We start from the raw sequence: 24,212 nt of genomic DNA, 5'->3' as shown, positions 1-24,212 counted from the left end.
ACGCATGATGCCAGTCGCCGGCTCAGCCGCCCGCGAACGGTGGGAGGAACTCGACGTTGACCCCCGCCGGCAGCCGGACGTCCGCGGGCTCCTTGGCGCCCACCGGCACCTCGCCGACCAGGATCGAGCAGAAGTCGATCACGTCGTCGAAGCGGTCGCGATGGCCGTGACGACGGTGGATCTCGGCCAGCAGCTCGGCCAGCGTGGAGGCGTCGACGTGCTCCTCCGCGAGCCCCGCGGCGGCCTTCGCGGCGGCCCAGTAGTGCACTGTGACGTCGTTCTCATTCTCGTCACCTCGTGGCAATTGATCCGTCACATGTCGTATTCTCGACCATGCGACGAGGCCACGGTGACTCACCATGGCCTCGACGCATAACTGCACACTGTGCCCCGCACGAATCGCAGCACCGGAGGTAGCGACGATGTCCCATCTGCTCCTGCTCACCAAGAGCACCCAGTCCTCGGTCGAGGTGCTGCCCGCGCTCGCGCTGCTCCCTCATCACGTCAAGATCCTCCCGGCCGAGGCCAGCGCCCTGCTCGACGCTCCCCCGTGCGACGCCGTGCTGGTCGACGGGCGCCACGACCTCGCCCAGGTGCGCAGCCTCACCCGTGTCATCCGCACGACGGGCATCGAGTGCGCCCTCATCCTGATCCTCACCGAGGGCGGCCTGGCCGTCGCGGCGTCCGACTGGGGCATGGACGACGTCATCCTCACCACGGCTGGCCCCGCCGAGCTCGAAGCCCGCCTGCGCCTCGGCATCGGCCGGGTCGCGGCCGCGCTCGACGGCGGCGACCCCGAGAGCCACGTCATCTCGTCCAGCGGACTGGTCGTCGACGACGCCACCTACACCGCCAAGCTCGAGAACCGCACGCTCGACCTGACGTTCAAGGAGTTCGAGCTCCTCAAGTTCCTCGCTCAGCACCCGGGTCGCGTGTTCACCCGCCAGCAGCTGCTGCAGGAGGTGTGGGGCTACGACTACTTCGGCGGCACCCGCACGGTCGACGTCCACGTGCGGCGCCTCCGCGCCAAGCTCGGCACCGACAACGAGACGCTCATCGGCACGGTGCGCAACGTGGGCTACCGCTTCGTGGCGACCACGTCCGAGCCCGCGCGCCAGACGGCCGACGCCGAGGTCTGAGACACCCTCGTGACCCTCACGCGCGGGGCGGGTCCGTGGCGCACCTGACGGCGCACGACCTGCTGGCGCTGGTGCTCGACGAGGGGTCGTTCGAGTCGTGGGACGAGCCGATCGACCACTCGAGGCTCGACGCCGGCTACCGGCAGGAGCTCGCGGCAGCCGCGAAGCGGGCCGGCACCGACGAGTCCGTGCTGACCGGCCGCGGGCTGATGCACGGCCGTCCCGTGGCCGTCGTCGTCAACGAGTTCCGCTTCCTCGCCGGGTCGATCGGGCAGGCCGCCGCCGCACGCATCGTGGCCGCCGTGCGCCGAGCCACCGCCGAAGGCCTTCCGGTGCTCGCCACCACAGCATCGGGCGGCACCCGGATGCAGGAGGGCACCCCGGCGTTCGTGCGGATGGTCGACATCACGCGGGCGATCATGGACCACCGCGCCGCAGGCCTGCCATACCTGATCTACCTGCGGCACCCCACCACCGGCGGCGTCTTCGCCTCGTGGGGCTCCCTCGCGCACATCACGATCGCCGAGCCCGGCGCCCTGATCGGCTTCCTCGGCCCCAAGGTCTACGAGCTGCTCGAGGGCAGGCCGTTCCCGCCCGGCGTCCAGACCGCCGAGAACCTCGCCGACCGCGGCATCATCGACGCCGTCGTCCTGCCCGACGAGCTGCCGCTCATGGTCGACCGGGCCCTGGGTCTGCTCGTCGACCCGCCGTCGGCTCGCACGCGCACCCGGCGCACGTCCGAGGTGCGGCGCGAGCGGACGGCGTGGCAGTCGATCCAGATCACCCGCGGGCCCCGTCGTGCCGGCGTCCGCGAGGTGCTGCGCTACGGCTCCGACGCCACCGTGCGCCTGCAGGGCACCGAGAGGGGCGAGCGCGACTCCGCCATGATCGTGGCGCTGGCCCGCATCGACGGCCAGCCGTGCGTCGTCATCGGGCAGGACCGCACCACCCAGACCCGGCTCACCCCGATGGGTCCGGCGGCGCTGCGCGAGGCCCGGCGCGGCATGCGGCTGGCCAACGAGCTGCGGCTGCCGCTCGTGTCGCTCATCGACACCCCCGGTGCCGAGCTCTCGCCCAAGGCCGAGGAGGGCGCGATCGCCGGCGAGATCGCCCGCTGCGTCAGCTCGATGTCGACCATGAGGGTGCCGACCGTCTCGGTCCTGCTGGGGCAGGGCTGCGGCGGCGGCGCCCTGGCCCTCCTGCCGGCCGACGTCGTCATCGCCACCGAGAACGCGTGGCTCTCGCCGCTGCCGCCCGAAGGGGCCAGTGCCATCGTCCACGGCGACCTCGACCATGCTGAGCAGATGGCACACGACCAACACGTCACCGCACACGACCTGCACGCCGCGGGCACGGTGCACCACATCGTCCCCGAGCCGGCCGGCGACACCGTCGAGGGCCTGGCCACGGCCGTCGCCGCCGAGATCGGCGCGCAGCTCGAGGCGCTGGTCGCGCGATGAGCCTCGTCAAGCTCGCCGACCGCGCCGCCGCCGTCGACGGCGTGGCACCCTTCAACGAGGCCACGCTCTTCGCGCTGCGCGACCGCGTCCGGGCGCGGGTGCTCGTGCACCAGTCCGACCCCGACGGTCGCGTGATCGCCGCCGCCTACGCCGCCGGTGACGCGCCCGTCGAGATCGTCGTCGATCCCGACCGACGACGCGAGGGCATCGGCCGCCGCATCCTCGACGAGCTGCTGGCCGACGGCGAGCACGACTTCTGGGCGCACGGCGACCTGCCGGCGGCGCAGGCGCTCGCAGCGTCCGCCGGGCTCGTCGCGGGGCGCACGCTGCTGGCGCTGCGCCTGACGTTCGACGGTCCCCCGGCGTCCGAACGCGTGTCCGAGGGCGTCACGCTGCGCACGTTCACGCCGGACGACGTCGACCAGGTCGTGGCCGTCAACGCACGGGCCTTCGCCCACCACCCCGAGCAGGGCGCGATGGACCGGGCCGACATGGAGCGCCGCATGGCGTCCGACTGGTTCGACGCCGACGGCTTCTTCGTCGCCGAGCGGGACGGGCGCGTGATCGGCTTCCACTGGACCAAGGTCGAGGACTCGGTCGGCGAGGTCTACGTCGTCGGCATCGACCCCGACGCCCAGGGCGGCGGCCTGGGCACGGCGCTGACCGCGCGCGGGCTCCGGCACCTGTTCGAGCGCGGGCTGCCCGTCGTCGACCTCTACGTCGAGGGCGACAACGACCCCGCGCTCGCGGTCTACCGCAAGCTCGGCTTCGTCGACCACGCCCGCGACACCCTCTACGTCCTGCCCCCGACCGCTGACGAGAGACATACGCACCCCTGACGAGAGGCTCCGGGCGCCGGGACCATCTCGACGGCGCTGCGCGAGTCTCTCGTCAGCGGGGGCTAGGAGAGTCCTCGCTGGAGTGCGGCGGCAGCACGACGGGACGCCTTGGGGGCGACGCTGCCCAACCCCACCATGTTGATGAAGCCGTGGATCAGCCCGTCCTCGCGGACGTGCTCGACCCGGACGCCGGCGGCGCGCAGCTTGGCGGCGTAGGCATCGCCCTCGTCGAGCAACGGGTCGAAGCCGGCCGTGACGACGTACGCCGGCGCCACCCCCTCCACGTCTCCGTGCAACGGGGACAGGCGCGGATCGGTGCGGTCCTCGCCACCGACCAGGTAGTTCTCCTCGGCCAGGTCCATGAACGCCTGCGTCAGGAAGAAGCCCTCGGCGTACCTCGCGCGGCTGGGCGCCTTCTCGGCGAAGTCGGTCGCCGGGTAGATCAGCAGCTGGAAGGCCGGCGACGGACCACCCGTCGCGACGGTCTGCTGCGCGACCACGGCCGCCAGGTTGCCGCCCGCGCTGTCGCCGCCCACCGCGATGCGGGCCGGATCGATGGCGAGGCCCTGCGCGTGCTCGGCGATCCAGCCCCACGCCGCCAGGGCGTCGTCGACCGCCGCCGGGTAGGGCGCCTCGGGGGCGAGCCGGTAGTCGACGGCCACGACCCGCACCTGCGCCTCCTCGGCGAGGAAGCGGCACGTCGCGTCGTGGCTCTCGAGTCCGCCGTAGATCCATCCGCCGCCATGGAAGAACACCAGCGCCGGCGACCTTCCCGACAGACCTCGGGGCGTGTAGAACCTCAGCCGCAGCGGTCCGCCCGGGCCGTCGATCGTCCGGTCGGTCACCGCGCCGATCGACTGGTTGCCCCCGGCAAGCCGTGACGACGACACGATGATCCTGCGACCGCGGCTGATCGACACCGACTCGGCGGCCGGTCCCTCGAGGCGCTGCAGCTTGAGCATCAGCTGCATCTCGGGGTGGAGCGTGCGCCCGTCGATCGTGACGGGGGCGCCGGCCAGCCGGGACAGCACCGGGCGCGGGAGCTGCATGAGGGAGCGGGCCGCGGCGCCGCGCACGGCACCGATCGCGGCGGGTACGAGAGCCATGCGGACACGCTATCGGCCTGCGCGGTCCAGGACGCTCGTTCAGACGGTGTTCACCTTGATCTGCCACTGTGGACATGTGGACACACACGACATGGCGGTCGCCGCGCTCGAGGACCCGGCCTCCCCCGACGAGTTCGACGTCGACCCACCGTTCGACCCGGCGCAGAGCGCCCTGCCCGCCGACCGCTTCCTCGACCGCGAGCTGTCGTGGATCGCGTTCAACTCCCGCGTGCTCGAGCTGGCCCAGGACGAGAGCCTGCCGCTGCTCGAGCGAGTGCGCTTCCTGGCCATCTTCGCCAGCAACCTCGACGAGTTCTTCATGGTGCGCGTCGCCGGCCTCAAGCGCCGCATCGCCGCCGGCGTCGCGGTGCCGTCGGCGAGCGGGCTCAACCCCCGCAACGTGCTGACGCGCAGCCTCGAGGCCACCCAGGACCTCATGGTGCGACACGCCGAGACGTACCACGACCACCTCGTCCCGGCCCTGGCCGCCGAGGGCATCGAGCTGCTGCACTGGGACGCGCTGCGCCCGTCGGAGCAGGAGCAGATCAGCGCCCTCTACCGCGACCGCGTCTTCCCGGTGCTGACCCCGCTGGCTGTCGACCCCGCCCACCCGTTCCCGTACATCTCGGGGCTCTCGCTCAACCTGGCGCTCGTGATGCGCAACCCGGCGACCGGCAAGGACCACTTCGCGCGCGTCAAGGTGCCCCCGATCATCAACCGCTGGATGGAGGCCGACCCGGGTCGCTTCGTGCCGCTCGAGGAGGTCATCGCGGCCCACCTCGACCTGCTGTTCCCGGGGATGGAGGTCATCGCCCACCACGCGTTCCGCGTCACCCGCAACGAGGACCTCGAGGTCGAGGAGGACGATGCCGAGAACCTGCTGAAGGCGCTCGAGAAGGAGCTGCTGCGACGCAAGTTCGGCCCGCCCGTGCGGCTCGAGGTCGAGGCCTCGATCGACGAGGACGTGCTCGACCTGCTGGTCTCCGAGCTCGGCGTGCGCGCCGACGAGGTCATCCGGCTCAAGGGTCCCCTCGACCTGCGCAGCCTCAACGAGATCGCCGACCTCGACCGTCCCGAGCTGCGCTACGACCCGTTCGTCCCGGGCACGCACCAGCATCTCGCCGAGGTCGAGACCGCCAAGCCGGCCGACCTGTTCAGCGCCCTGCGCAAGCGCGACGTGCTGGTGCACCACCCGTACGACTCGTTCGCGACGAGCGTCCAGCGCTTCATCGAGCAGGCCGCGGCCGATCCGCACGTGCTGGCCATCAAGCAGACGCTGTACCGCACGTCGGGCGACTCGCCGATCATCGACTCGCTGGTCGACGCGGCACGCGCCGGCAAGCAGGTGCTGGTGCTGGTCGAGATCAAGGCCCGGTTCGACGAGCAGGCCAACATCCGCTGGGCGCGCAAGCTCGAGCGCGCCGGCTGCCACGTCGTCTACGGCCTCGTCGGCCTCAAGACGCACTGCAAGCTCGCCCTGGTGGTGCGCGACGAGGCCGACGGCCTGCGCCGCTACGCCCACATCGGCACCGGCAACTACAACCCCAAGACCGCCCGGCTGTACGAGGACTTCGGCCTGCTGACGTCCGACCCCGCGATCACCCACGACCTGACCGATCTGTTCAACAACCTGTCGGGCTTCGCGCAGGACTTCTCGTACCAGCAGCTGCTGGTGGCTCCGGCCGGGCTGCGCGACGGCATCGTCGAGCGCATCGACGCCGAGATCGCGCACCACCGCGCCGGACGGGCCGCCAGCATCCGCATCAAGGTCAACTCGCTGGTCGACGAGGCCGTCATCGACAAGCTCTACGAGGCGTCCCGCGCGGGCGTCGAGGTCGACCTCGTCATCCGCGGCATCTGCACGCTGCGGCCCGGGGTCGAGGGGCTCAGCGAGAACATCCGCGTGCGCAGCATCCTCGGCCGGTTCCTCGAGCACAGCCGCGTGTACTGGTTCGCCGGCGGGGGCGACCCGGAGGCGTGGATCGGCTCGGCCGACCTGATGCACCGCAACCTCGACCGCCGCGTCGAGGTGCTGGTGCGGGTGCCGAGCCCCGAGCACACGCAGGCACTCGGCGACCTGCTCGCGCGGTCGGCCGATCCGGAGACCACGTCGTGGCACCTGGGCGGCGACGGCAGCTGGACCCGCCACGTCGGCAGCTCCAACCTGCAGTCGGTGCTGATCGATCGTGCTCGGTCGCGGCGGTCCCGCCAGCCCTGACGGCGTCCGCCCGGTCTCAGCCCCGGCCCACGGGGCAGCCGGCGAACAGCAGAGGCCCCTCGCCGCTCATGTAGGCGGCCCGCTCCGGGTCGACGGCGAAGCGCAGCGTCGCGACGGTGCCGTCGACCGAGGCGCCCGTCAGGTCGAGGGTGTCCTCGACGCGTCCGGTGCGACCGATGAAGGGGCCGGTCGTGAGCGCCGAGCGCACCCGCAGCTGGTCGACGGCCTCGGCCGGCGAGGCGAAGGCAGCGGCGAAGCGGATGGTCTGGTCGCGTCGGCCGTCGACCAGGCCGCGTCCGGTGTACGTCGGCGACGTCAGGGTGCCGGCCCGGGCGACGGCCGCGGTGGCCTGCGCGCGGAGCGTCGGGTCGGAGCCGTCGACCGCCGTCGCCCGGCAGCCGAAGGCCCTCCCCTGCAGCACCGCGGTGTCGGAGCCGGCGAGGGCCCGCGCGACGTCGGCCAGCGGACGGTTGGTGAGCGCCGAGGGCGCGTCGCCCCGCACGGTCGCCAGCACGTCGCGCACCGGCGCGGGACGATCGGCGGCGACGACGAGCCGCCGGTCTCGGACGACCGAGACGACCGCCAGGGTGTCGGCCGCCTGAGGGCTCAGCACCGCAGCGTCGTCGGGAGCCAGCATCCACAGGCCGTCGCGGCGGGTGTAGCCGAGGCGGTCGAGCCGGTCCTCGACCTCGTCGAGCGAGACGTCGTCCGACAGCCGGGCGGCCATCGCCGAGCCAGAACCGGACCGGCTGTACGCCTCCCAGTCGACGTCGGCGGCCGACCACCCGAGCTTGTCGTGCATCTCCTCGACCAGGCCGCCGAGGACGGAGCGGGTCGTGAGGTCGCGCAGCGACCCCTCGTCAGCGAGCGTCGCCCGCGCGGCGGTGGTGCCGGCCCGGCCGACCCCGAGCCGCGCGCGGACGGAGCGCCAGTCGGTGAAGCCGGCGTCGAGCGTGGCGTCCGGCATGACGTCGAGCGCCTGCGTGAGCGGCGAGCGGGTGTCGGCGGCGCGGCCGGAGGCCAACGAGGCGACGCCCAGCGCGAGGGCGACGACCACGAGCGGGGCCAGGACGAGGCCGACGAACCGACGACGCACGTCGTACCTCCCTCGACATCGTCCGTTCACCTTCCCAGGGGACAATACGCACCATGGCAAGTGAACGGACGACGACGGCTGCGGGTGGAGTCGTGTGGCGCAAGCGACCCGGTCCTCGCCGGCCCGAGCCCCGGGTCGAGGTGCTGGTGGTCCACCGGCCGTCCTACGACGACTGGACGTTCCCGAAGGGCAAGACCGACCCCGGCGAGACCCTGCAGCAGACCGCGGTGCGCGAGATCGGCGAGGAGGCCGGGGTGCGCGTGCGCCTGGGCCACCCGCTGCGTCAGGTCAGCTATCCGATCAGCGGCGGCACCAAGGTCGTCGCCTACTGGTGCGCGCGCGTCACGGGGCCGGACGACGACACGCCCTTCCGGCCCAACAAGGAGGTCGACGAGATCCGTTGGGTCGGCCTCGACGAGGCGGCCGCACTGCTGACGTACCACCACGACCTCGGCCTGCTCGAGGAGTTCCGCGAGCTGCACGCCCGCCAGGCGCACCGCACCCGCACGCTGGTCGTGCTGCGGCACGGCAAGGCCCAGCCCCGGTCGTCCGACGTCGACGACCTCGCTCGTCCGCTGACGCCCACCGGACGCAAGCGCGCCGACGCGCTGGTGCCGGTGCTCGAGGCCTATGGCGTGCAGCGGGTCGTCAGCAGCCCCGCCACGCGCTGCACCCAGACCGTCGAGCCGTACGCGCAGTCGGTCAGCACGTTCCTCGAGATCGACGACCGCCTCTCCGAGCAGACGCGCGCGAGCCAGGTGCGGCGGTCGGTCGACACCTTGATGGATCGCAAGAAACCCGTCGCCCTGTGCTCCCACCGACCGACCCTGCCGTCGATCTTCGACGCCATCGGCCTGGCGGTGGCCGACCTCGCGCCCGGCGACGGCGTCGTCGTGCACCACCGCGGCGGCGTGATCGAGGCCACAGAACGCCTGGCCTGACAGGCAGGAACCGCGGCACGCGCCCCAGCGTTACGGCACCGTTCACCTTGTGTTCACTCGGGCGCGCCGATCGATACACCTGCGCTCCATACGTTCACGGAGTACGCATCATCTGATCCCAGAGAGGGACCCCCGTGAACCGCAAGAACCTGCGCATCGCCGCTCCGGCCGCCATGCTCGCCCTCGCACTCGGCCTGAGCGCCTGCGGCGCCGGCAACGAAGACTCCTCCTCCGACGACGCCGGCAACGGCGGAGGCTCCGGCGCGAAGGTGTCGGGCACCCTCAACGGCGCCGGTTCGAGCGCCCAGGAAGCCGCCGTCGCCGCCTGGAAGGCCGCGTTCCAGACCACGAACTCCGACGCGACCGTCAACTACGACCCGGTCGGCTCGGGTGGCGGACGCGAGCAGTTCATCGCGGGCGGCGTGCAGTTCGCCGGGTCCGACGCCTACCTGACGGACGAGGAGCTGGCCAGCGCCAAGGAGAAGTGCGGCAGCGACATCGTCGAGGTCCCGACCTACGTCAGCCCCATCGCCGTCGTGTACAACCTGAAGGGCGTCGACGACCTGAACCTGTCGGCCAAGACGATCGGCCAGATCTTCGAGGGCAAGATCACCAAGTGGAACGACGCCGCCATCAAGGCCGACAACCCGGACGCGACGCTGCCTGACAGCAACATCACGGCCGTCCACCGCTCGGACGACTCGGGCACCACCAAGAACTTCACCGACTACCTCGACAAGGCCTCCGAGGGTGGCTGGAGCGGCGGCGTCGTCGAGACGTGGCCCCTGAAGGGCGGCGAGGCTGCCGAGGGCACCTCGGGCGTCATCTCCGCGGTCTCCGGCGGCGACGGCACCATCGGCTACGCCGACGAGAGCCAGGCCGGCGAGCTCGGCAAGGCCAACGTCAAGGTCGGCGAGGAGTTCGTCGCGCCGACGCCCGAGGCTGCTGCGAAGGTCCTCGACACGGCCAAGCCCGTCGAGGGTCGCGACGCGACCGACATCGCGGTCGACATCGACCGCACGACGACCGAGTCGGGTGTCTACCCCATCGTCCTGGCGTCGTACCAGATCGCCTGCCAGACGCAGAAGGACGCCGCCACGGCTGACCTCGTCAAGGGCTGGCTGACCTACGTCACCAGCACCGAGGGCCAGGAGGCCGCTGCCAAGACCGCCGGCTCCGCGCCGCTCTCGGGCGACTTCGCCTCGAAGGTCCAGGCCGCGGTCGAGACGATCAAGGCTGGCTGACCCCCTGCTCCCCGGGCTGGTCGGATACTTCTCCGACCGGCCCGGGGAGCGCCTAGGTGGCTCCTCGGAGCCACCTCCTTCCACGTCCGTACCCTTCGCTGAAAGGCACCGCCTGTGACCAGCACGCTGGCACCCCGTCGCAAGCGTTCTACCGTCGTCCGACCGGGTGATCGCATCTTCTCCGGCCTGTCGACCAGCGCCGGCATCCTCATCCTGATCGTGCTCGCCGGTGTCGCCGCGTTCCTGACCATCGAGGGCATCCCGGGCATCACCGCGAGTCCCGACGAGGTCAAGAGCGGCCAGAGCTTCCTGCCCTACGTGTGGCCCTTGGTCTACGGCACCCTGCTCGCCGCCGTCATCGCCCTCCTGATCGCCGTCCCCGTCGCGATCGGCGTCGCGCTGTTCATCTCGCACTACTCGCCCCGCAAGCTCGGTCAGGTGCTCGGCTACCTGATCGACCTGCTCGCGGCCGTCCCGAGCGTCGTGTACGGCCTCTGGGGCATCGGCTTCCTCGCGCCCAAGATGGCGCCCATCTACCAGTGGCTCGAGAGCAACCTGGGCTTCATCCCCTTCTTCGCCGGCCCGGCCTCGGCCACTGGCCGCACGATCATGACCGCCTCGATCGTCCTGGCCGTCATGATCCTGCCGATCATGACCGCGATCTGCCGCGAGATCTTCCTGCAGACCCCCCGCCTGCACGAAGAAGCAGCTCTCGCCCTGGGCGCCACCCGGTGGGAGATGGCTCGCATGGCGATCTTCCCGTACGCGCGATCGGGCATCGTCTCTGCCGCCATGCTGGGCCTCGGCCGCGCCCTCGGCGAGACCCTCGCCGTCGCGATGGTGTTGTCCGTCAGTGCGGGCACCGTCACGGCGAACCTGATCAGCAGCACCAACCCGAGCACGATCGCCGCCAACATCGCCCTCAGCTTCGGCGAGGCGAGCGGCAAGACCGTCAACGCGCTGATCGCCAGCGGCCTGGTGCTGTTCGTGATCACCTTCCTCGTCAACTTCGCCGCACGGGCCGTCGTGGACCGTCGCAAAGACTTCTCCGGAGCCAACTGATGACGACCCTGACCCCGACCCCCGAGTCGCCCGGGAACCGCGGCGCCGTCGACGTCCAGAAGGAGCTGTACGGCGGGCAGCTGCCCGAGCGCGCTCCCCTGCTGGTCATCGGCGCGGCTGTCGTCGTTGCCGCAGCCCTGTACCTGGCAGCCGGCGTCAACCTCATGCTCGCCGCCCTGGTCGTGTTCGCGATCAGCCTGGCCCTGCCTGTCTGGTCGGTCGCGGTCGAGGGACGCCGCAAGGCCACGGACCGCCTCGTCACGGTGCTGGTGACGTCCTCGTTCGTCCTGGCGATGTTCCCCCTGTTCAGCATCCTCGTGACCGTCATCGGCAAGGGCACCAAGGTCCTGGGCATCGACTTCTTCACCTTCTCGATGCGCAACGTCGTCGGTGAGGGTGGCGGCATCTACCACGCTCTCGTCGGCACCCTGATCATCACCGGTGCCGCGACGGTCATCTCGGTGCCCATCGGCCTGTTCGCCGCGATCTACCTCGTCGAGTACTCCGAGGGAAACCGGCTGTCTCGATGGATCCGCTTCCTCGTCGACGTCATGACCGGTATCCCGTCGATCGTGGCCGGTCTGTTCGCCTACGCCCTGTTCGTGCTGTTCTTCGGCGAGGGCGTGCGCATGGGCATCGGCGGATCGGTCGCGCTGTCGGTGCTGATGATCCCCGTCGTCGTCCGCTCGACCGAGGAGATGCTGAAGCTTGTGCCCAACGAGCTGCGCGAGGCGTCGTACGCACTCGGCGTGCCCAAGTGGCGCACCGTCTCGAAGGTCGTGCTGCCCACTGCGCTGGCCGGCATCGTCACGGGCATCACGCTCGCCATCGCCCGCGTGATCGGCGAGACTGCGCCTCTGCTGATCATCGCCGGAGCCACCGACTCGGTGAACTTCAACCCGTTCGACGGGCGCATGGCTTCGCTGCCGGTCTTCGCCTACGCATCGCAGCGCAACCCGGGCATCCCGCCGGAGTTCAGCATCGACCGCGCCTGGGGTGCGGCGCTCACGCTGTTGCTGATCGTCATGCTGCTCAACCTGATCGCCCGTCTCGTCTCCTACTTCTTCTCGCCCAAGGGCGAGCGCTAAACCGTCCAGGAAGGACACCCACCATGGCCAAGAGCATCGACGTCTCCGACCTGAACATCTACTACGGCGACTTCCTCGCCGTCGAGGGCGTGACCATCCCGATCCCCGCGAAGTCGGTCACCGCCTTCATCGGCCCGTCCGGCTGCGGCAAGTCGACCTTCCTGCGGTCGCTCAACCGCATGCACGAGGTCATCCGCGGCGCTCGGGTCGAGGGCAAGGTGCTGATCGACGGTCAGGACCTCTACGCGTCCGACATGGACCCCGTGAACGTCCGCCGCATGATCGGCATGGTCTTCCAGCGGCCCAACCCGTTCCCGACGATGTCGATCTACGACAACGTCCTGGCCGGGCAGAAGCTCAACAGCAAGCGCATGAAGAAGTCGGAGTCCGACGACATCGTCGAGCGGTCGCTGCGCAGCGCCGGCCTGTGGGCCGAGGTCAAGGACCGCCTCGCGCGTCCCGGCTCGGGTCTGTCGGGCGGTCAGCAGCAGCGTCTGTGCATCGCCCGTGCGATCTCGGTCGAGCCCGAGATCCTGCTGATGGACGAGCCCTGCTCGGCTCTCGACCCCATCTCGACCAGCGTCATCGAGGACCTGATCCACGAGCTCAAGGCGCAGTACACGATCGTCATCGTCACCCACAACATGCAGCAGGCCGCTCGCGTCTCGGACGAGACCGCCTTCTTCAACCTGTCGGGCGTCGGCAAGCCGGGACGGCTGATCGAGGTCGGCCGCACCGAGACGATCTTCTCCAACCCCCAGGACCCCGCCACCGAGGCCTACATCCAGGGCCGGTTCGGGTGAGGTCGAGCGAGCGCAGCGAGCGAGCGCCGAACCCAGGCTAGCGAAGCGTGAGCGTTCCACGCGCGGAGCGCGTCAGCTGCGAAGCCAGGTGAGCGGAAGGGCTCGGGTGACCACTGGTCACCCGAGCCCTTCGACGTAGGTGAGCCCCTTCGCTCCGCTCACGGTCGGCCGCGGGCGGCCTCCCTAGGGGCCGCGCGCTAGTTGCCGGGGATGAAGATCCGCAGGATGACGTACGTCAGGGCGCCGACGGCGGCAGCGGCCGGGATCGTGATGACCCAGGCGGTGATGATGCCGCGCGCGACGCCCCAGCGGACGGCGCTGAAGCGCTTGGTGGCGCCCGCGCCCATCACGGCGGACGTCATGGTGTGGGTGGTCGAGACCGGCGCGTGGGCGCCGATCGCCATGCCGTAGAGCACGATCGCGGCGGTCGACTCGGCGGCGAACCCGCGCGGCGGGTCGAGCGCGATGATGCGACGACCCATGGTGCGCATGATGCGCATGCCGCCGGACATCGTGCCCAGCGAGATCGCGCCGGCGGCCGACAGGATGACCCACAACGGGATGTCGTCATTGGCCGACGTGTGATAGCCGCCGGCGATCAGCGCGAGCACGATGACGCCCATGGTCTTCTGCGCGTCCTGCAGGCCGTGGCCCAGCGAGAGCGCCGCCGCCGACACCGTCTGCGAGAGCCGAAAGCCGCGGTTGACGGTGTGCGGGTTGGCGCGCCGGAACAGCCACATGATCGTCGTCATGATGATGAAGGCGCCGCCGAAGCCGAGCGCGGGGCTCAGCACCATCGGGATGGCGACCTTGTCGACGACCTTGTCCCAGTCGACCGTGACGCCGGCGGCCAGCCCGACGCCGATGAGGCCGCCGATCAGCGCGTGCGACGACGACGACGGGATGCCGAAGTACCAGGTGATGAGGTTCCAGACGATCGCGCCCACCAGGGCGCTCAGCACGACGGTGAGCGCGTGCGACTGGCTCTGGGCCGTGATGTTGTCGAAACCGCTGAGGATGTCCTTGATCGTCTTGGCCACGCCGACGCCGAGGAGGGCGCCGACGAAGTTGAGGATGCCGGCCATCGTCAGGGCGATGCGGGGGGTCAGGGCGCGGGTCGAGACCGAGGTCGCGATCGCGTTGGCGGCGTCGTGGAAGCCGTTGGTGTAGTCGAAGAACAGGGCGATCGCGACGGTGGCGATCACCAGGACGAGGACGAGGTCCACCCTCAGGACTCCTTGACGGCGATCTGCTCCACCGTGTTCGCGACCGACTCGAGGGCGTCGATCGCGTGCTCGAGCGAGTCGACGACGTCCTTGAGCTTGAGCACCTCGAGCGACTTGTAGCTGCCGCCGAACAGGTGGGCCACGATGCGGCGGTACGAGCGGTCGCCCTGGTTCTCGAGGCGGTTGATCTCGATCCAGTACTCGTCGAGGTCCTTCATGGTGCGCAGCCGCGGCATGGCCTCGGCCGTCAGCTGGGTGGCACGCTGCAGCACCTCGACCTGCGGGGCGAAGTCGGCCGGCAGGTCGCCGAGCTCGTAGAGGCCCACGAGGTCGACGGTCTCCTCCATGAAGTCCATGACGTCGTCGAGGCTGCTCGCGAGGCGGTAGATGTCCTCGCGGTCGAAGGGCGTGATGAACGTCGAGTTGGCCCGCTTGACGATCTTGTGGGTCGTCTCGTCGGCCTGGTGCTCGGCCTCTCGCATCTGTTCACCGAGAGCCTTCTTGTCGGTGCTCGAGTCGAGCATCTGCGCCAGCAGATTCGCGCCCTCGACGAGGTGGTTCGCCATCTCGGTGAACAAGTCGTAGAAGGATGTCTCAACTGGTCGGATGCGAAAACGCACGACTAGCTCCTGTCAATGCTGAGTAGGGCACGCCCATGCTAGAGGCACGTCGTTCACCGGTGTCAATCGCGGGTGTCACCGGGCGTTCACTGGGACGTGGCGATGCCCAGGATCTCGTCGACCTCGCTCTGGGAGAGCGGGCAGTCCTTGGCCGAGGCGGCGATGATCAGGCGGCTCGTCAGCTCGATCTCGTCGAGCGCCTGGTCGTCGCGCAGGCGACTGTCCAAGGGCTCGGGCATGGTGCGCACTCCAGGGTTCGGTCTCGTCTACGGCTGTCCACCTCTGCCGCACCGCGGGCGCAGCAGGCATGGTGTGTCCCCCGGGTACGAGGCTAACCGGTGCCTCCACGTCCGCGCAGCACTATCCCCTTGTCGCTCGTCACAGCCCCTGTCGTGGCCCTGTCGCGCCCGTCACGACCGGGCGTCGCGGGCCCGGCGCACGAGGTCGAGCACCCCCATCGCCAGAGCGACCAGCACGAACGCGATCGTGACGTGCAGGCTGTACGAGAGCGCGTCGGCGAAGTCGCCGTCGCTCGACCGCACCCGCTCGAAGAACAGCGCCAGGACGACCGCCACGCCGATCGCCGACCCGACGCGCTGCGCGGTCTGCAGCAGCCCGCCTCCGGCACCGGCGCGGGCCGGCTCGACCTCGTCGAGCGACAGCGTGATGTTGGGCGCGATGACGAGCCCGCCGCCCAGGCCGGCCAGGAGGAGGACGGGCGCGAGCTTGAGGCCCACGTCGCCCGTCAGATGAGGCACGAGAAGATCGACGGCGACCAGTGCGACGCTGATCAGCAGCAGTCCCGTGACCACCAGCGCGCGTCCGAGGCGTTCGACGAGTCGCCCGCCGAGCAGCGAGGACGTCGCCGATCCCACCGCGAACGGCAGCTGCGAGAGGCCGGCCTCCAGCGCCGAGTACCCCAGCCCCTGCTGCAGGTAGAGGGTCAGGACGATGAAGATCGACGTGAAGCCCGCGAAGTAGAAGGTGCCGAGCCCCAGGCCGAGGACGAACGAGCGCACCTTCACGAGCGAGAGGTCGAGCAGCGTCTCGCGACCCGTCGACGTCCAGCGCCGCTCCCACAGCACGAACGCCGCCAGCAGGACGGCGGAGACGCCCAGCAGCCACCACGGACGCTGCGACAGCGAGGCGTCCTGGCTGCCCGACACGAGCGGCAGCAGGACGAAGAGCATCGCCGTGCCGAACAACAGCACGCCGACGGGGTCGAGCGACTGCTTGGGGCCGCGCGTGGCCACTGGCAGGTAGCGCCGGGCCAGGACGAGCAGCAGGATGCCGATCGGGACGTTGACGTAGAAGACCAGGCGCCAGCCCGACTCCTGCCCGCCGAGCTGGATCAGCAGCCCGCCGAGCACCAGCCCGATGGCGGTGGACACCCCGATGGTCGCGCCGAACAGGCCGAACGCCCGACCCCGCTCGGGCCCCTTGAACAGGTTCTGGATGAAGCCCGACACCTGCGGCGTGATGAGCCCGCCGCCGATGCCCTGCACCACGCGCGCGACCGCGATCCACAGCGGCTCCTGCGCCGCGCCGCACACGGCACTCGCGATCGTGAACAGGGCGACGCCGGCCATGAAGACCGACCGACGGCTACGGGCGTCGCCGAGGCGCCCGGCGGGCACCAGCACGATGCCGAAGGCGAGCGCGTAGCCCGCCACGACCCACTGGATCGTCCCGTTGCCGGCGTCGAGGCCCTCGCGGATCGACGGCAGCGCGACGTTGACGATGCTGACGTCCAGCAGGGTCATCGCTCCCGCGAGCAGGCACACCGCCAGCGCGTGCCACCGCCTCGAACGCTCCTCGGGGGTCAGCTCGGGCGCGTCGGTCTCGGTCACGCGTCCACGGTAGGGCTGGGGCGGGCTCGACGCTCGCGGACGATCGCCGGCTTCTTCGACGCCCGTCCGACGTGCCGGCGTGACAGCCAGGACCGGCACACGTCGGGTGGGCAGCTCCGGGCATCACACAGGTTCCCGGCGCAACCACGCTGGCTTCGCCGCCGGACCTCACGGCTGCCATCAGCAGCGAGGCCGGATCTTTTGTGACCCCGGTCACAAGATTCTCTTGACACCGGTCCCGGGGTGGACTTGCATGCCAGGAGCGACACCGTGTCGTCGCACCTGAGGAGACCCGCATGAGACGAGTTCTGGCCGCAGCCGTCACGATCGCGATCGGCGCGGCCGTCATGCCGGCGACCGGTGCCGCGTCCGCCGCCGCTCCGAACGGCGTCGTGTTCGACCACGGCCCCGGCGGCGAGCGGTACGTCGCGCTGGGCGACTCGGCGGCCGCCGGACCCATCATCCTGCCGCAGCGCACGGGCGGCCCGTGCTTCCGCAGCGAGCGCAACCTCGCGACCTACACGGCCGGCGCCCTGAACGTCCAGGCCTTCACCGACGTCACGTGCTCCAGCGCCAAGGTCGACAACATGACCCAGCCGCAGGAGTCGGAGCCACCGCAGCTCGACGCGCTGACCGCCGACACGACCCTCGTCACGCTCGGCCCGATCGGCGCCAACGATGCCGGCATCGTCAGCACCGTCACGGGCTGCCTGGTGCCGGGATGCAAGCAGCGCGACGGCAGCACCGTGCACGACAAGATCGATGCCATCCGCCCCGAGCTCGCGGCGACGCTGGCCGAGATCAGGCGCAGGTCGCCCCGCGCGGCGATCGTCGTCGTCGGCTACGGCCTGTACGTGCCGAAGGGCGGGTGCCCCTTGACGCAGCCCGTGACCCCCGACGACGCGGACTACGTGCAGGGGCTGGTCGACCACACCAACACCGTGTTGGACGAGGCCGCGCGCAACGCCGGGGCGGTGTTCGCCGACCTCCGCACGACTCCTGGCGCCATCGACCACACCGCCTGCGCCCCTGCCGGGCAGCGGTGGGTCGAGGGGGTCGTCCCCGCGAGCCTCGACGGCGCGATCCCGTTCCACCCCACGGCGATCGGCATGCAGGCCTTCTCCACGACGATCGCCGCCTCCGCCCGTCAGGCCATCGCGGCCCAGCGGAAGGCCGAGCGCCAGGCCGCCGACCGGGCCCGCCTGACGTCGTCGGCGAAGAAGCTGCGTGCGCAGGCCGTGTGCCGTGGCTCGCGCGTCCGTGTCCGCGTGAAGACCAGGGGCGCCCCGGTCACCCGCGTCGAGTTCAGGGTCGGCAGCAAGCGGATCGCCCGCGACACCAAGGCGCCGTTCTCGCGGTCCATCAAGAGGTCCTCGATCGCCAAGCGCCAGGGCGCGCTCAAGGCCCGGGTGCAGCTGGTGCTCCCGAACGCGTCGAAGACCGTCTCGATCACCATCCGTCGCCCGTCGTGCGTGAGGCGCTGACGAGCGCGGGCACCGTCCCGGCTCGGTCACGCGACCGCGCACAGGGCACAGTGAACGGGTGACCGCCGAAGCCCCCGACCCGACGAGCTGGCTGCTGACGCCCGACGAGCGCGGCAACCCGCACACGCGTCTCGACGACGCCCACCCCGGACGCGCCTGGTCGGGCGGCAACCTCGTCCGTCCCCTCGTGCACGGGGCGACGTACTTCGCCGAGCTGTTCGAGCGCATCGAGGCCACCCGGCGGGGCGACCTCATCTTCTTCACCGACTGGCAGGGCGACGCCGACGAGCGGCTGACCGGCGAGCCGGGCAGCGAGGTCGTCGAGGTGCTCGGCCGGGCCGACGAGCGCGGCGTCGACGTGCGCGGGCTGGTCTGGCGCTCGCACTGGGAGGGGTTCGGGTTCACCGCCCGCGAGAACCGCCACCTCGGCGAGCAGCTGCAGGCCCGCGGCGCCGAGGTGCTGCTCGACATGCGGGTGCGTCTCGGCGGGTCGCACCACCAGAAGATGGTCGTGATCCGGCACCAGGACGACCCCTCGCGCGACATCGCGTACGTCGGCGGCATCGACCTGTGCCACTCCCGCCGCGACGACCGCGATCACCACGGCGATCCCCAGGCGCTCGAGATGGCCGACGAGTACGGGCCGACACCGCCGTGGCACGACGTGCAGGCCGCCATCACCGGGCCGGCCGTGCACGACGTCGAGACCGTGTTCCGCGAGCGGTGGGAGGACCCCACCCCGCTCAGCCGCAGCCCGATCAACCTGGTGTCCGACCTCGTCCACCGGCTCGACCGCAGCCCCGACCCGCTGCCCGAGCAGGCTCCTCCCCCGCCGGAGGTGCCCGGGGGCACGCACGTCGTGCAGCTGCTGCGCACGTACCCCGACCTGCGCCTCGACCGCGACTATGAGTTCGCCGTCGGTGGCGAGCGCAGCGTCGCGCGGGGCTACTCCAAGGCCCTGCTGCAGGCCCGACACCTCGTGTACGTCGAGGACCAGTACCTGTGGGGCACGCACGTCGGCGACGTCTTCACCGAGGCGCTGCGCCAGCACGACGACCTGCACGTCGTCGCCGTCGTGCCCCTGCACCCCGACCTCGAGGGATCGTCCCGCACGGCGCAGCTGCTCGGGCGGCGACGCGCGATGCTCGAGATGCAGCGGGCCGCGCCCGACCGCGTCGCGGTCTTCGGCATCGAGAACCACGAGGGCACGCCGGTCTACGTCCACGCCAAGACGTGCATCATCGACGACGTCTGGTCGACGATCGGCTCGGACAACTTCAACCGTCGCTCGTGGACGCACGACTCCGAGCTGTCGGCCGTCGTCGTCGACACCGCCGGCACGGCCGACGGGTACGCGCGACGGCTGCGCCTGACGCTCGCCGCCGAGCACCTCGACCGAGACGAGGACGACCCGCTCGACGACTGCGCCGAGGCCCGCGACATGTTCGCGGCCTACGTCGCCAGCGCGGAGCGACTCGACGCCTGGCACGCCGGTGGCCGCGTGGGCGCGCGCCCACCCGGGCGCCTTCGCCGGCTGCACCCGCCGCAGCTGAGCCGCCGCCGGCGCGCCGCCGCACTGGTGCCCTACCTGCTGCTGCACGACCCCGACGGCCGCCCGCGGCGCCTGCGGGGCACCGAGGAGTTCTGACCTCCCGACGCACGAGACACTGGGCGCGTGGCACATCAGCTGGTCGACATCGAGCTCACCGTCAAGCACGTGCGTCCCGAGACGGCGCAGCACCTCAGCGTCGTGTTCGAGCGTCCCCGCGGCTTCGACTACGAGCCGGGCGACTGGGTCGACCTCGCCTTCGCCGGCGAGCTGCGCGGCGGCCGGACGTACTCGCTGTCGTCGTCCCCGACCGAGCCCGACCTCATGATCACGTTCAAGGAGGGGCAGAGCGAGATCAAGCGGGCCCTGGCAGCAGCCGTCCCCGGCGAGACGATGCGGATCACGGCCTTCGGCAACGACTACGAGTTCCAGCTCGACGAGCACCGCGACAGCGTCCTCATCGCCGGCGGCGTGGGCGTGGCCCCGTTCCGCAGCATGCTCAAGGAGATGCTCGACGCCCGTCGGTCGGGATCGGTGGTGCTGGTCTACCTCAACGCGACCGACGACTTCCTGTTCAGGGACGAGCTCGACGCATGGCGGAGCGAGCTGCCCGAGGCCCGGGTCGAGTACCTCGTCACCCAGGGCGTCAAGCGCAAGGACCGCGAGCGGCTGCTGCGCGGCGTGATCCCCGACGACGCCCACCACTACTACGTCGCGGGTGCCGAGGGGATGATCGAGTCGACCGAGGCGCTGCTCGACACGATGGGCGTCGACCACGACGACATCCGCATCGACAGCTTCGGCGGGTACTGAGTCGGGTCCCCACGAGCCACATCACGTGAGAGACTGGGACCTTAGTCCCAAGGGGGGATTGCATGTCGCAGGATGTCATCGACGCGACGGTCGTCGACCACGAGCTCGAGCGCTACCGCGCGCTCGACCAGACCCCCGGTCGCGACCTGCAGTCGCTGGTCGACCTGATCGCGCAGATCTGCGACGTGCCGCACGCGGCCATCAACCTGATCAGCAGCACCGCCCAGCACCAGATCGTGGCGGCGGGCTTCGAGCCCTCGGTCTGCGCGCGCGACGACTCGATGTGCGCCATCGTGATGGGCGCGCCCGACGCCATCGTGGTCGCCGACGCCAGCGTCGACGAGCGGTTCAAGCACAATCCCTTCGTCACCGGCGAGATCGGCTCGGTGCGGTTCTACGCGTCCGCCCCGATCATCACGCCCGACGGGGTGCCGATCGGCCGGTTGTGCGTGTTCGACCTCGTGCCGCGCGAGCTCAGCCCGGTCCAGCGGCAGGCGCTCGGGGTGATGGCCTCGCAGGTCATGGACCTGCTCGAGCTGCGGTTCCGCAGCCAGGCCCTCGAGGAGTCCCTGCAGGAGCTGACCCGGGCACAGGAGAACCTCCGTCGCTCGAACGAGCACCTGAGCCAGTTCGCCGACCAGGTCAGCCACGACCTGCGCACACCGCTCACCGCGATCCTGGTCAACGCCGAGCTGCTGGCCACCGAGCCCGTCATCGAGGGCGACGCCGACGTGGCGCAGATGGTCGAGGCCGTCGAGCAGGCCGGTCACCGCATGGACGCCATGATCCAGCAGATGCTGTCGTTCGCGCAGCAGGGCGGACGACCCCGCAACGCCGACGTCGACCTCGCGCACGTGCTCGACCTCGTGCTCAAGGACGTCGCTCCGCTGTCGCAGCGCAGCGAGGCCCAGATCGTGGTCGGCGAGCTGCCCCGGGTCGTCGGCGATGCCGACCTGATCTACTCCGTGCTGCTCAACCTCATGACCAACGCCATCAAGTTCGCCCGCCCGAACCAACGTCCCGAGGTGACGGTCCGGGCCGAGCGGCGCGATCGGCACTGGCGCATCCGCGTGGACGACAACGGCATCGGCGTGGCCGAGGACCGGCGCGAGTCGATGTTCGAGATCTTCACGCGTGACGACCACGACCGGATCGGCCACGGCATCGGGCTGGCGACGGCTCGCCGCATCGTCGAGGCCCACGACGGGACGATCGGGATGGACGCCAGCCCCTCGGGCGGCACCAGCGTCTGGTTCGACCTGCCGCTGTAGACGTCGCGCACCTCTTCTGCCCACGGGCCCGGACCACTGGTCCGGGCCCGTGGCGCGTCCGGGCCCGGACGCTGCGACGCTGCGACGCCGCGACAGATGAGTCCGAAGTGTGGAGATCGTGGGGACGTCGTGGGGAGATCGCGTGGATCTCGGCTCCATAAGTTGGTGTCACAAGCCGCGGAGCACTCCCGGCCACAGACCTCCTCCACACCACACCGGGCCCCACGGCCCACCACCCGAAGGGCCCCACCATGAAGACCAAGAAGATCCTCCTCCCCCTCGCCACCCTCGTCGCCGCCGGCGCCATCGCGGTCGGCTCGGGAGCCACCTTCACCTCCACCAGCGCCAACACCATCAGCTCGGTCACCTCCGGCACGCTGACGCACAGCAACTCCAAGGCCAACGCCGCAGTCTTCAACCTGACCAACATCAAGCCCGGCGACGTCGTCAACGGCAGCCTCACCATCAAGAACACCGGCAGCCTGCCCGCCACCTTCTCGCTGACCGAGACCTCCTCCGTCAACGGCTTCGCCGCCGCCAACCTGACGCTCGACATCACCAACACCACGACCGGCACGAAGGTCTGGTCGGGCACGTTCGGCGACCTGGTCGACGGCACCAAGACCCCGCTCGGCCTCGTCGAGCCCGGCGTGTCGAACGTCTACACGTTCAGCGCCAAGCTGGCCACCACGACGCCCAACACCGACCAGGGCAAGACCGCCTCGGCCGCCTTCCAGTGGGACTCGGTCCAGGCCGACGCCACCACCACCAACCAGTAAGCCCCTCCGGGGTGCCGCCCGGCACCCCGGCTCGATGACCGGTCTCGAAAGGACGACATCATGAGCCGCACCCTTCGTCCCCGCCGCAGCGTCGCCTCGCGCGCCGGCTCGTGGCTGGTCAACATCGTCATGATCGTGGCGACCGTGGCCGGCGTCGCCTACCTCGCCCCCAGCCTGTTCGGCTTCGAGCGCTACGTCATCACCGGCGGTTCGATGTCGGGGACGTTCGAGAAGGGCTCGATCGCCTTCGAGCAGCGCGTGCCGGTCGAGGACGTCAAGATCGGCGACGTCATCACGTACCTGCCGCCCGCCGACAGCGGCACGAACCACCTGGTCACCCACCGCGTCATCTCCGACACGATCCTGCCGACCGGCGTCCGCCAGCTGCAGACCAAGGGTGACGCCAACCCCGATCCCGATCCGTGGAAGTTCAGCCTCACCGAGGCGACGCAGCCCGTCGTCCGCACGACCGTGCCGCACGTCGGATGGGTGTTCGTCGGCCTGGCCGACCGCGAGCTGCGCATGATCGTCATCGGCGTGCCGGCTGCGCTGATCGCCCTCGGCAGCCTCGTCGAGCTGACCCGCGGTCTGCGCGGGGCACGCGGCGAGCGCCGCGAGAAGCGCCACGCGGCGCTCGTCACCGCCTGACGGAGCAACGCCCCTCGAGCTCTTCGCTCGCACACGCCCCGTGAGCTTGGTCGGAAGGCCCTTTCGACCAGCTCAAGGGGCGTTGTTGCGCTCACGGGGCGTTGCTGCGCTCGAGGGACGTTGTCGCGCTCGAGGGCGGTTTCTCCGCTCCCGCATCTCCCGCAGAACCGACACCAAACCGTGTACTTCGTGGGGACGTCGTGGGGAGATCGCGTGGATCTCGGCTCCATAAGTTGGTGTCACAAGCCGCGGAGCACTCCCGGCCACAGACCTCCTCCACACCACACCGGGCCCCACGGCCCACCACCCGAAGGGCCCCACCATGAAGACCAAGAAGATCCTCCTCCCCCTCGCCACCCTCGTCGCCGCCGGCGCCATCGCGGTCGGCTCGGGAGCCACCTTCACCTCCACCAGCGCCAACACCATCAGCTCGGTCACCTCCGGCACGCTGACCCAGAGCAACTCCAAGGCCAACGCTGCGGTCTTCAACCTGACCAACATCAAGCCCGGCGACGTCGTCAACGGCAGCCTCACCATCAAGAACACCGGCAGCCTGCCCGCCACCTTCTCGCTGACCGAGACCTCCTCCACCAACACGTTCACCGCCGCGAACCTGTCGCTGACGATCACGAACACCACGACCAACAAGGTCGTCTACACCGGCACCTTCGGCGGGCTCGTGGACGGCGCCAAGAACGACCTCGGCCTCGTCGCGCCGGGCGTGGCCAACGACTACACGTTCAGCGTCAAGCTCGACCCGACCACCCCGAACACCGACCAGGGCAAGACCGCCACGGCCGCCTTCCAGTGGGACTCGGTCCAGGCCGACGCCACCACCACCAACCAGTAATCCAGACCTGCCGGCCCTCGGGACCGGCGCAGACGGTGCCGCCGACCTCCCCCGGGTCGGCGGCACCTCTGCATTCCCGGCGCGTGCGGACGCCACGGACGTTCGCGAGTTGTGGAACAGACGGGG

At 70.6% G+C, this 24,212-nt stretch carries 23 protein-coding genes; 16 read left to right on the top strand and 7 right to left on the bottom strand.

Translation table 11 applies throughout. From position 1 onward, the window contains the following. Positions 1-22 precede the first annotated feature (22 nt). Positions 23-268, bottom strand: a complete 246-nt coding sequence (locus DX116_RS09430; RefSeq protein ID WP_233556621.1) for a MoaD/ThiS family protein — start codon at positions 266-268, stop codon at positions 23-25. A 154-nt stretch (positions 269-422) separates the two neighbouring features. On the opposite strand from DX116_RS09430, the gene DX116_RS09425 reads away from it, so the two are divergent. Genes DX116_RS09425 through mshD form a run of 3 tightly spaced genes read left to right on the top strand, consistent with a single transcriptional unit; the run spans position 423 to position 3,438 of the window. Next, positions 423-1,139, top strand: coding sequence for a winged helix-turn-helix transcriptional regulator (locus DX116_RS09425; protein WP_119703839.1), 717 nt, complete (start codon positions 423-425; stop codon positions 1,137-1,139). A 35-nt stretch (positions 1,140-1,174) separates the two neighbouring features. After that, positions 1,175-2,599, top strand: a complete 1,425-nt coding sequence (locus tag DX116_RS09420; RefSeq protein WP_119703838.1) for a carboxyl transferase domain-containing protein — start codon at positions 1,175-1,177, stop codon at positions 2,597-2,599. Next, on the top strand, positions 2,596-3,438 hold the full coding sequence (gene mshD, locus DX116_RS09415) for a mycothiol synthase (RefSeq protein WP_119703837.1): 843 nt from the start codon (positions 2,596-2,598) through the stop codon (positions 3,436-3,438). The genes DX116_RS09420 and mshD overlap by 4 nt, the downstream gene beginning before the upstream one ends. A gap of 62 nt (positions 3,439-3,500) precedes the next feature. Here the strand turns inward: mshD and DX116_RS09410 are convergent, their stop codons facing one another. Beyond that, positions 3,501-4,544, bottom strand: a complete 1,044-nt coding sequence (locus tag DX116_RS09410; protein WP_119703836.1) for an alpha/beta hydrolase — start codon at positions 4,542-4,544, stop codon at positions 3,501-3,503. A 91-nt stretch (positions 4,545-4,635) separates the two neighbouring features. On the opposite strand from DX116_RS09410, the gene DX116_RS09405 reads away from it, so the two are divergent. After that, positions 4,636-6,762, top strand: a complete 2,127-nt coding sequence (locus DX116_RS09405) for an RNA degradosome polyphosphate kinase (protein WP_119703835.1) — start codon at positions 4,636-4,638, stop codon at positions 6,760-6,762. 16 nt (positions 6,763-6,778) lie between these two features. Here DX116_RS09405 and DX116_RS09400 read toward each other — a convergent pair whose 3' ends face one another. Then, positions 6,779-7,858 carry a hypothetical protein gene (locus DX116_RS09400; RefSeq protein ID WP_119703834.1) on the bottom strand — a complete coding sequence of 360 codons (1,080 nt, stop codon included), beginning with the start codon at positions 7,856-7,858 and terminating at the stop codon, positions 6,779-6,781. A 53-nt stretch (positions 7,859-7,911) separates the two neighbouring features. Between DX116_RS09400 and DX116_RS09395 the strand changes: the two genes are divergently transcribed. The 5 genes from DX116_RS09395 (at position 7,912) to pstB (ending at position 12,996) form a co-directional block, all read left to right on the top strand. After that, positions 7,912-8,799, top strand: coding sequence for an NUDIX hydrolase (locus DX116_RS09395; protein ID WP_119703833.1), 888 nt, complete (start codon positions 7,912-7,914; stop codon positions 8,797-8,799). A 134-nt stretch (positions 8,800-8,933) separates the two neighbouring features. Beyond that, complete coding sequence (gene pstS, locus DX116_RS09390) at positions 8,934-10,043, top strand: phosphate ABC transporter substrate-binding protein PstS (RefSeq protein WP_233556619.1); 1,110 nt, start codon at positions 8,934-8,936, stop codon at positions 10,041-10,043. Between the two features lie 114 nt (positions 10,044-10,157). Further along, positions 10,158-11,105 carry a phosphate ABC transporter permease subunit PstC gene (gene pstC, locus DX116_RS09385; RefSeq protein WP_119703832.1) on the top strand — a complete coding sequence of 316 codons (948 nt, stop codon included), beginning with the start codon at positions 10,158-10,160 and terminating at the stop codon, positions 11,103-11,105. Continuing rightward, positions 11,105-12,193 (top strand): phosphate ABC transporter permease PstA, encoded by a 1,089-nt coding sequence (gene pstA, locus DX116_RS09380; protein ID WP_119703831.1) that lies wholly within the window; start codon positions 11,105-11,107, stop codon positions 12,191-12,193. Before pstC ends, pstA begins: the two co-directional genes overlap by 1 nt. Positions 12,194-12,216: 23 nt before the next feature. Beyond that, positions 12,217-12,996 (top strand): phosphate ABC transporter ATP-binding protein PstB, encoded by a 780-nt coding sequence (gene pstB, locus DX116_RS09375; protein ID WP_119703830.1) that lies wholly within the window; start codon positions 12,217-12,219, stop codon positions 12,994-12,996. A gap of 197 nt (positions 12,997-13,193) precedes the next feature. Here the strand turns inward: pstB and DX116_RS09370 are convergent, their stop codons facing one another. From DX116_RS09370 to DX116_RS09360, 4 genes are all read right to left on the bottom strand, one after another. Beyond that, positions 13,194-14,222, bottom strand: a complete 1,029-nt coding sequence (locus DX116_RS09370) for an inorganic phosphate transporter (protein ID WP_119703829.1) — start codon at positions 14,220-14,222, stop codon at positions 13,194-13,196. A gap of 2 nt (positions 14,223-14,224) precedes the next feature. Next, on the bottom strand, positions 14,225-14,842 hold the full coding sequence (locus tag DX116_RS09365; protein ID WP_119703828.1) for a DUF47 domain-containing protein: 618 nt from the start codon (positions 14,840-14,842) through the stop codon (positions 14,225-14,227). Positions 14,843-14,928: 86 nt separating this feature from the next. Beyond that, entirely contained in the window at positions 14,929-15,081 is a 153-nt protein-coding gene (locus tag DX116_RS20115; protein WP_199715976.1) for a hypothetical protein, read from the bottom strand. 171 nt (positions 15,082-15,252) lie between these two features. After that, positions 15,253-16,692 (bottom strand): MFS transporter, encoded by a 1,440-nt coding sequence (locus tag DX116_RS09360; RefSeq protein ID WP_233556617.1) that lies wholly within the window; start codon positions 16,690-16,692, stop codon positions 15,253-15,255. 296 nt (positions 16,693-16,988) lie between these two features. Between DX116_RS09360 and DX116_RS09355 the strand changes: the two genes are divergently transcribed. From DX116_RS09355 to DX116_RS09325, 7 genes are all read left to right on the top strand, one after another. Further along, the gene (locus tag DX116_RS09355; protein WP_119703827.1) at positions 16,989-18,176 is read left to right on the top strand and encodes an SGNH/GDSL hydrolase family protein; all 1,188 of its coding nucleotides are present in this window, start codon (positions 16,989-16,991) and stop codon (positions 18,174-18,176) included. Positions 18,177-18,234: 58 nt separating this feature from the next. Beyond that, complete coding sequence (locus DX116_RS09350; protein ID WP_119703826.1) at positions 18,235-19,824, top strand: phospholipase D-like domain-containing protein; 1,590 nt, start codon at positions 18,235-18,237, stop codon at positions 19,822-19,824. Positions 19,825-19,851: 27 nt separating this feature from the next. Further along, entirely contained in the window at positions 19,852-20,538 is a 687-nt protein-coding gene (locus tag DX116_RS09345; RefSeq protein WP_119703825.1) for a ferredoxin--NADP reductase, read from the top strand. A 62-nt stretch (positions 20,539-20,600) separates the two neighbouring features. Next, a complete protein-coding gene (locus tag DX116_RS09340; protein ID WP_119703824.1) occupies positions 20,601-21,809 on the top strand; it encodes a sensor histidine kinase in 1,209 nt (402 codons plus the stop codon). A gap of 251 nt (positions 21,810-22,060) precedes the next feature. Next, positions 22,061-22,588: a TasA family protein gene (locus DX116_RS09335; protein ID WP_119703823.1), complete on the top strand. Its 528-nt coding sequence runs from the start codon at positions 22,061-22,063 to the stop codon at positions 22,586-22,588. A gap of 60 nt (positions 22,589-22,648) precedes the next feature. After that, complete coding sequence (locus DX116_RS09330; protein ID WP_119703822.1) at positions 22,649-23,236, top strand: signal peptidase I; 588 nt, start codon at positions 22,649-22,651, stop codon at positions 23,234-23,236. Between the two features lie 322 nt (positions 23,237-23,558). Beyond that, on the top strand, positions 23,559-24,086 hold the full coding sequence (locus DX116_RS09325) for a TasA family protein (protein WP_119703821.1): 528 nt from the start codon (positions 23,559-23,561) through the stop codon (positions 24,084-24,086). The last annotated feature ends 126 nt before the right edge of the window (positions 24,087-24,212 follow it).

The sequence above is a fragment of the Aeromicrobium endophyticum genome (assembly GCF_003586285.1).
GTDB classification, from domain to species: Bacteria; Actinomycetota; Actinomycetes; order Propionibacteriales; family Nocardioidaceae; genus Aeromicrobium; species Aeromicrobium endophyticum.
Note: the sequence above shows the minus strand (reverse complement) of the source record. Positions and strands in the feature narration are given on the sequence as shown.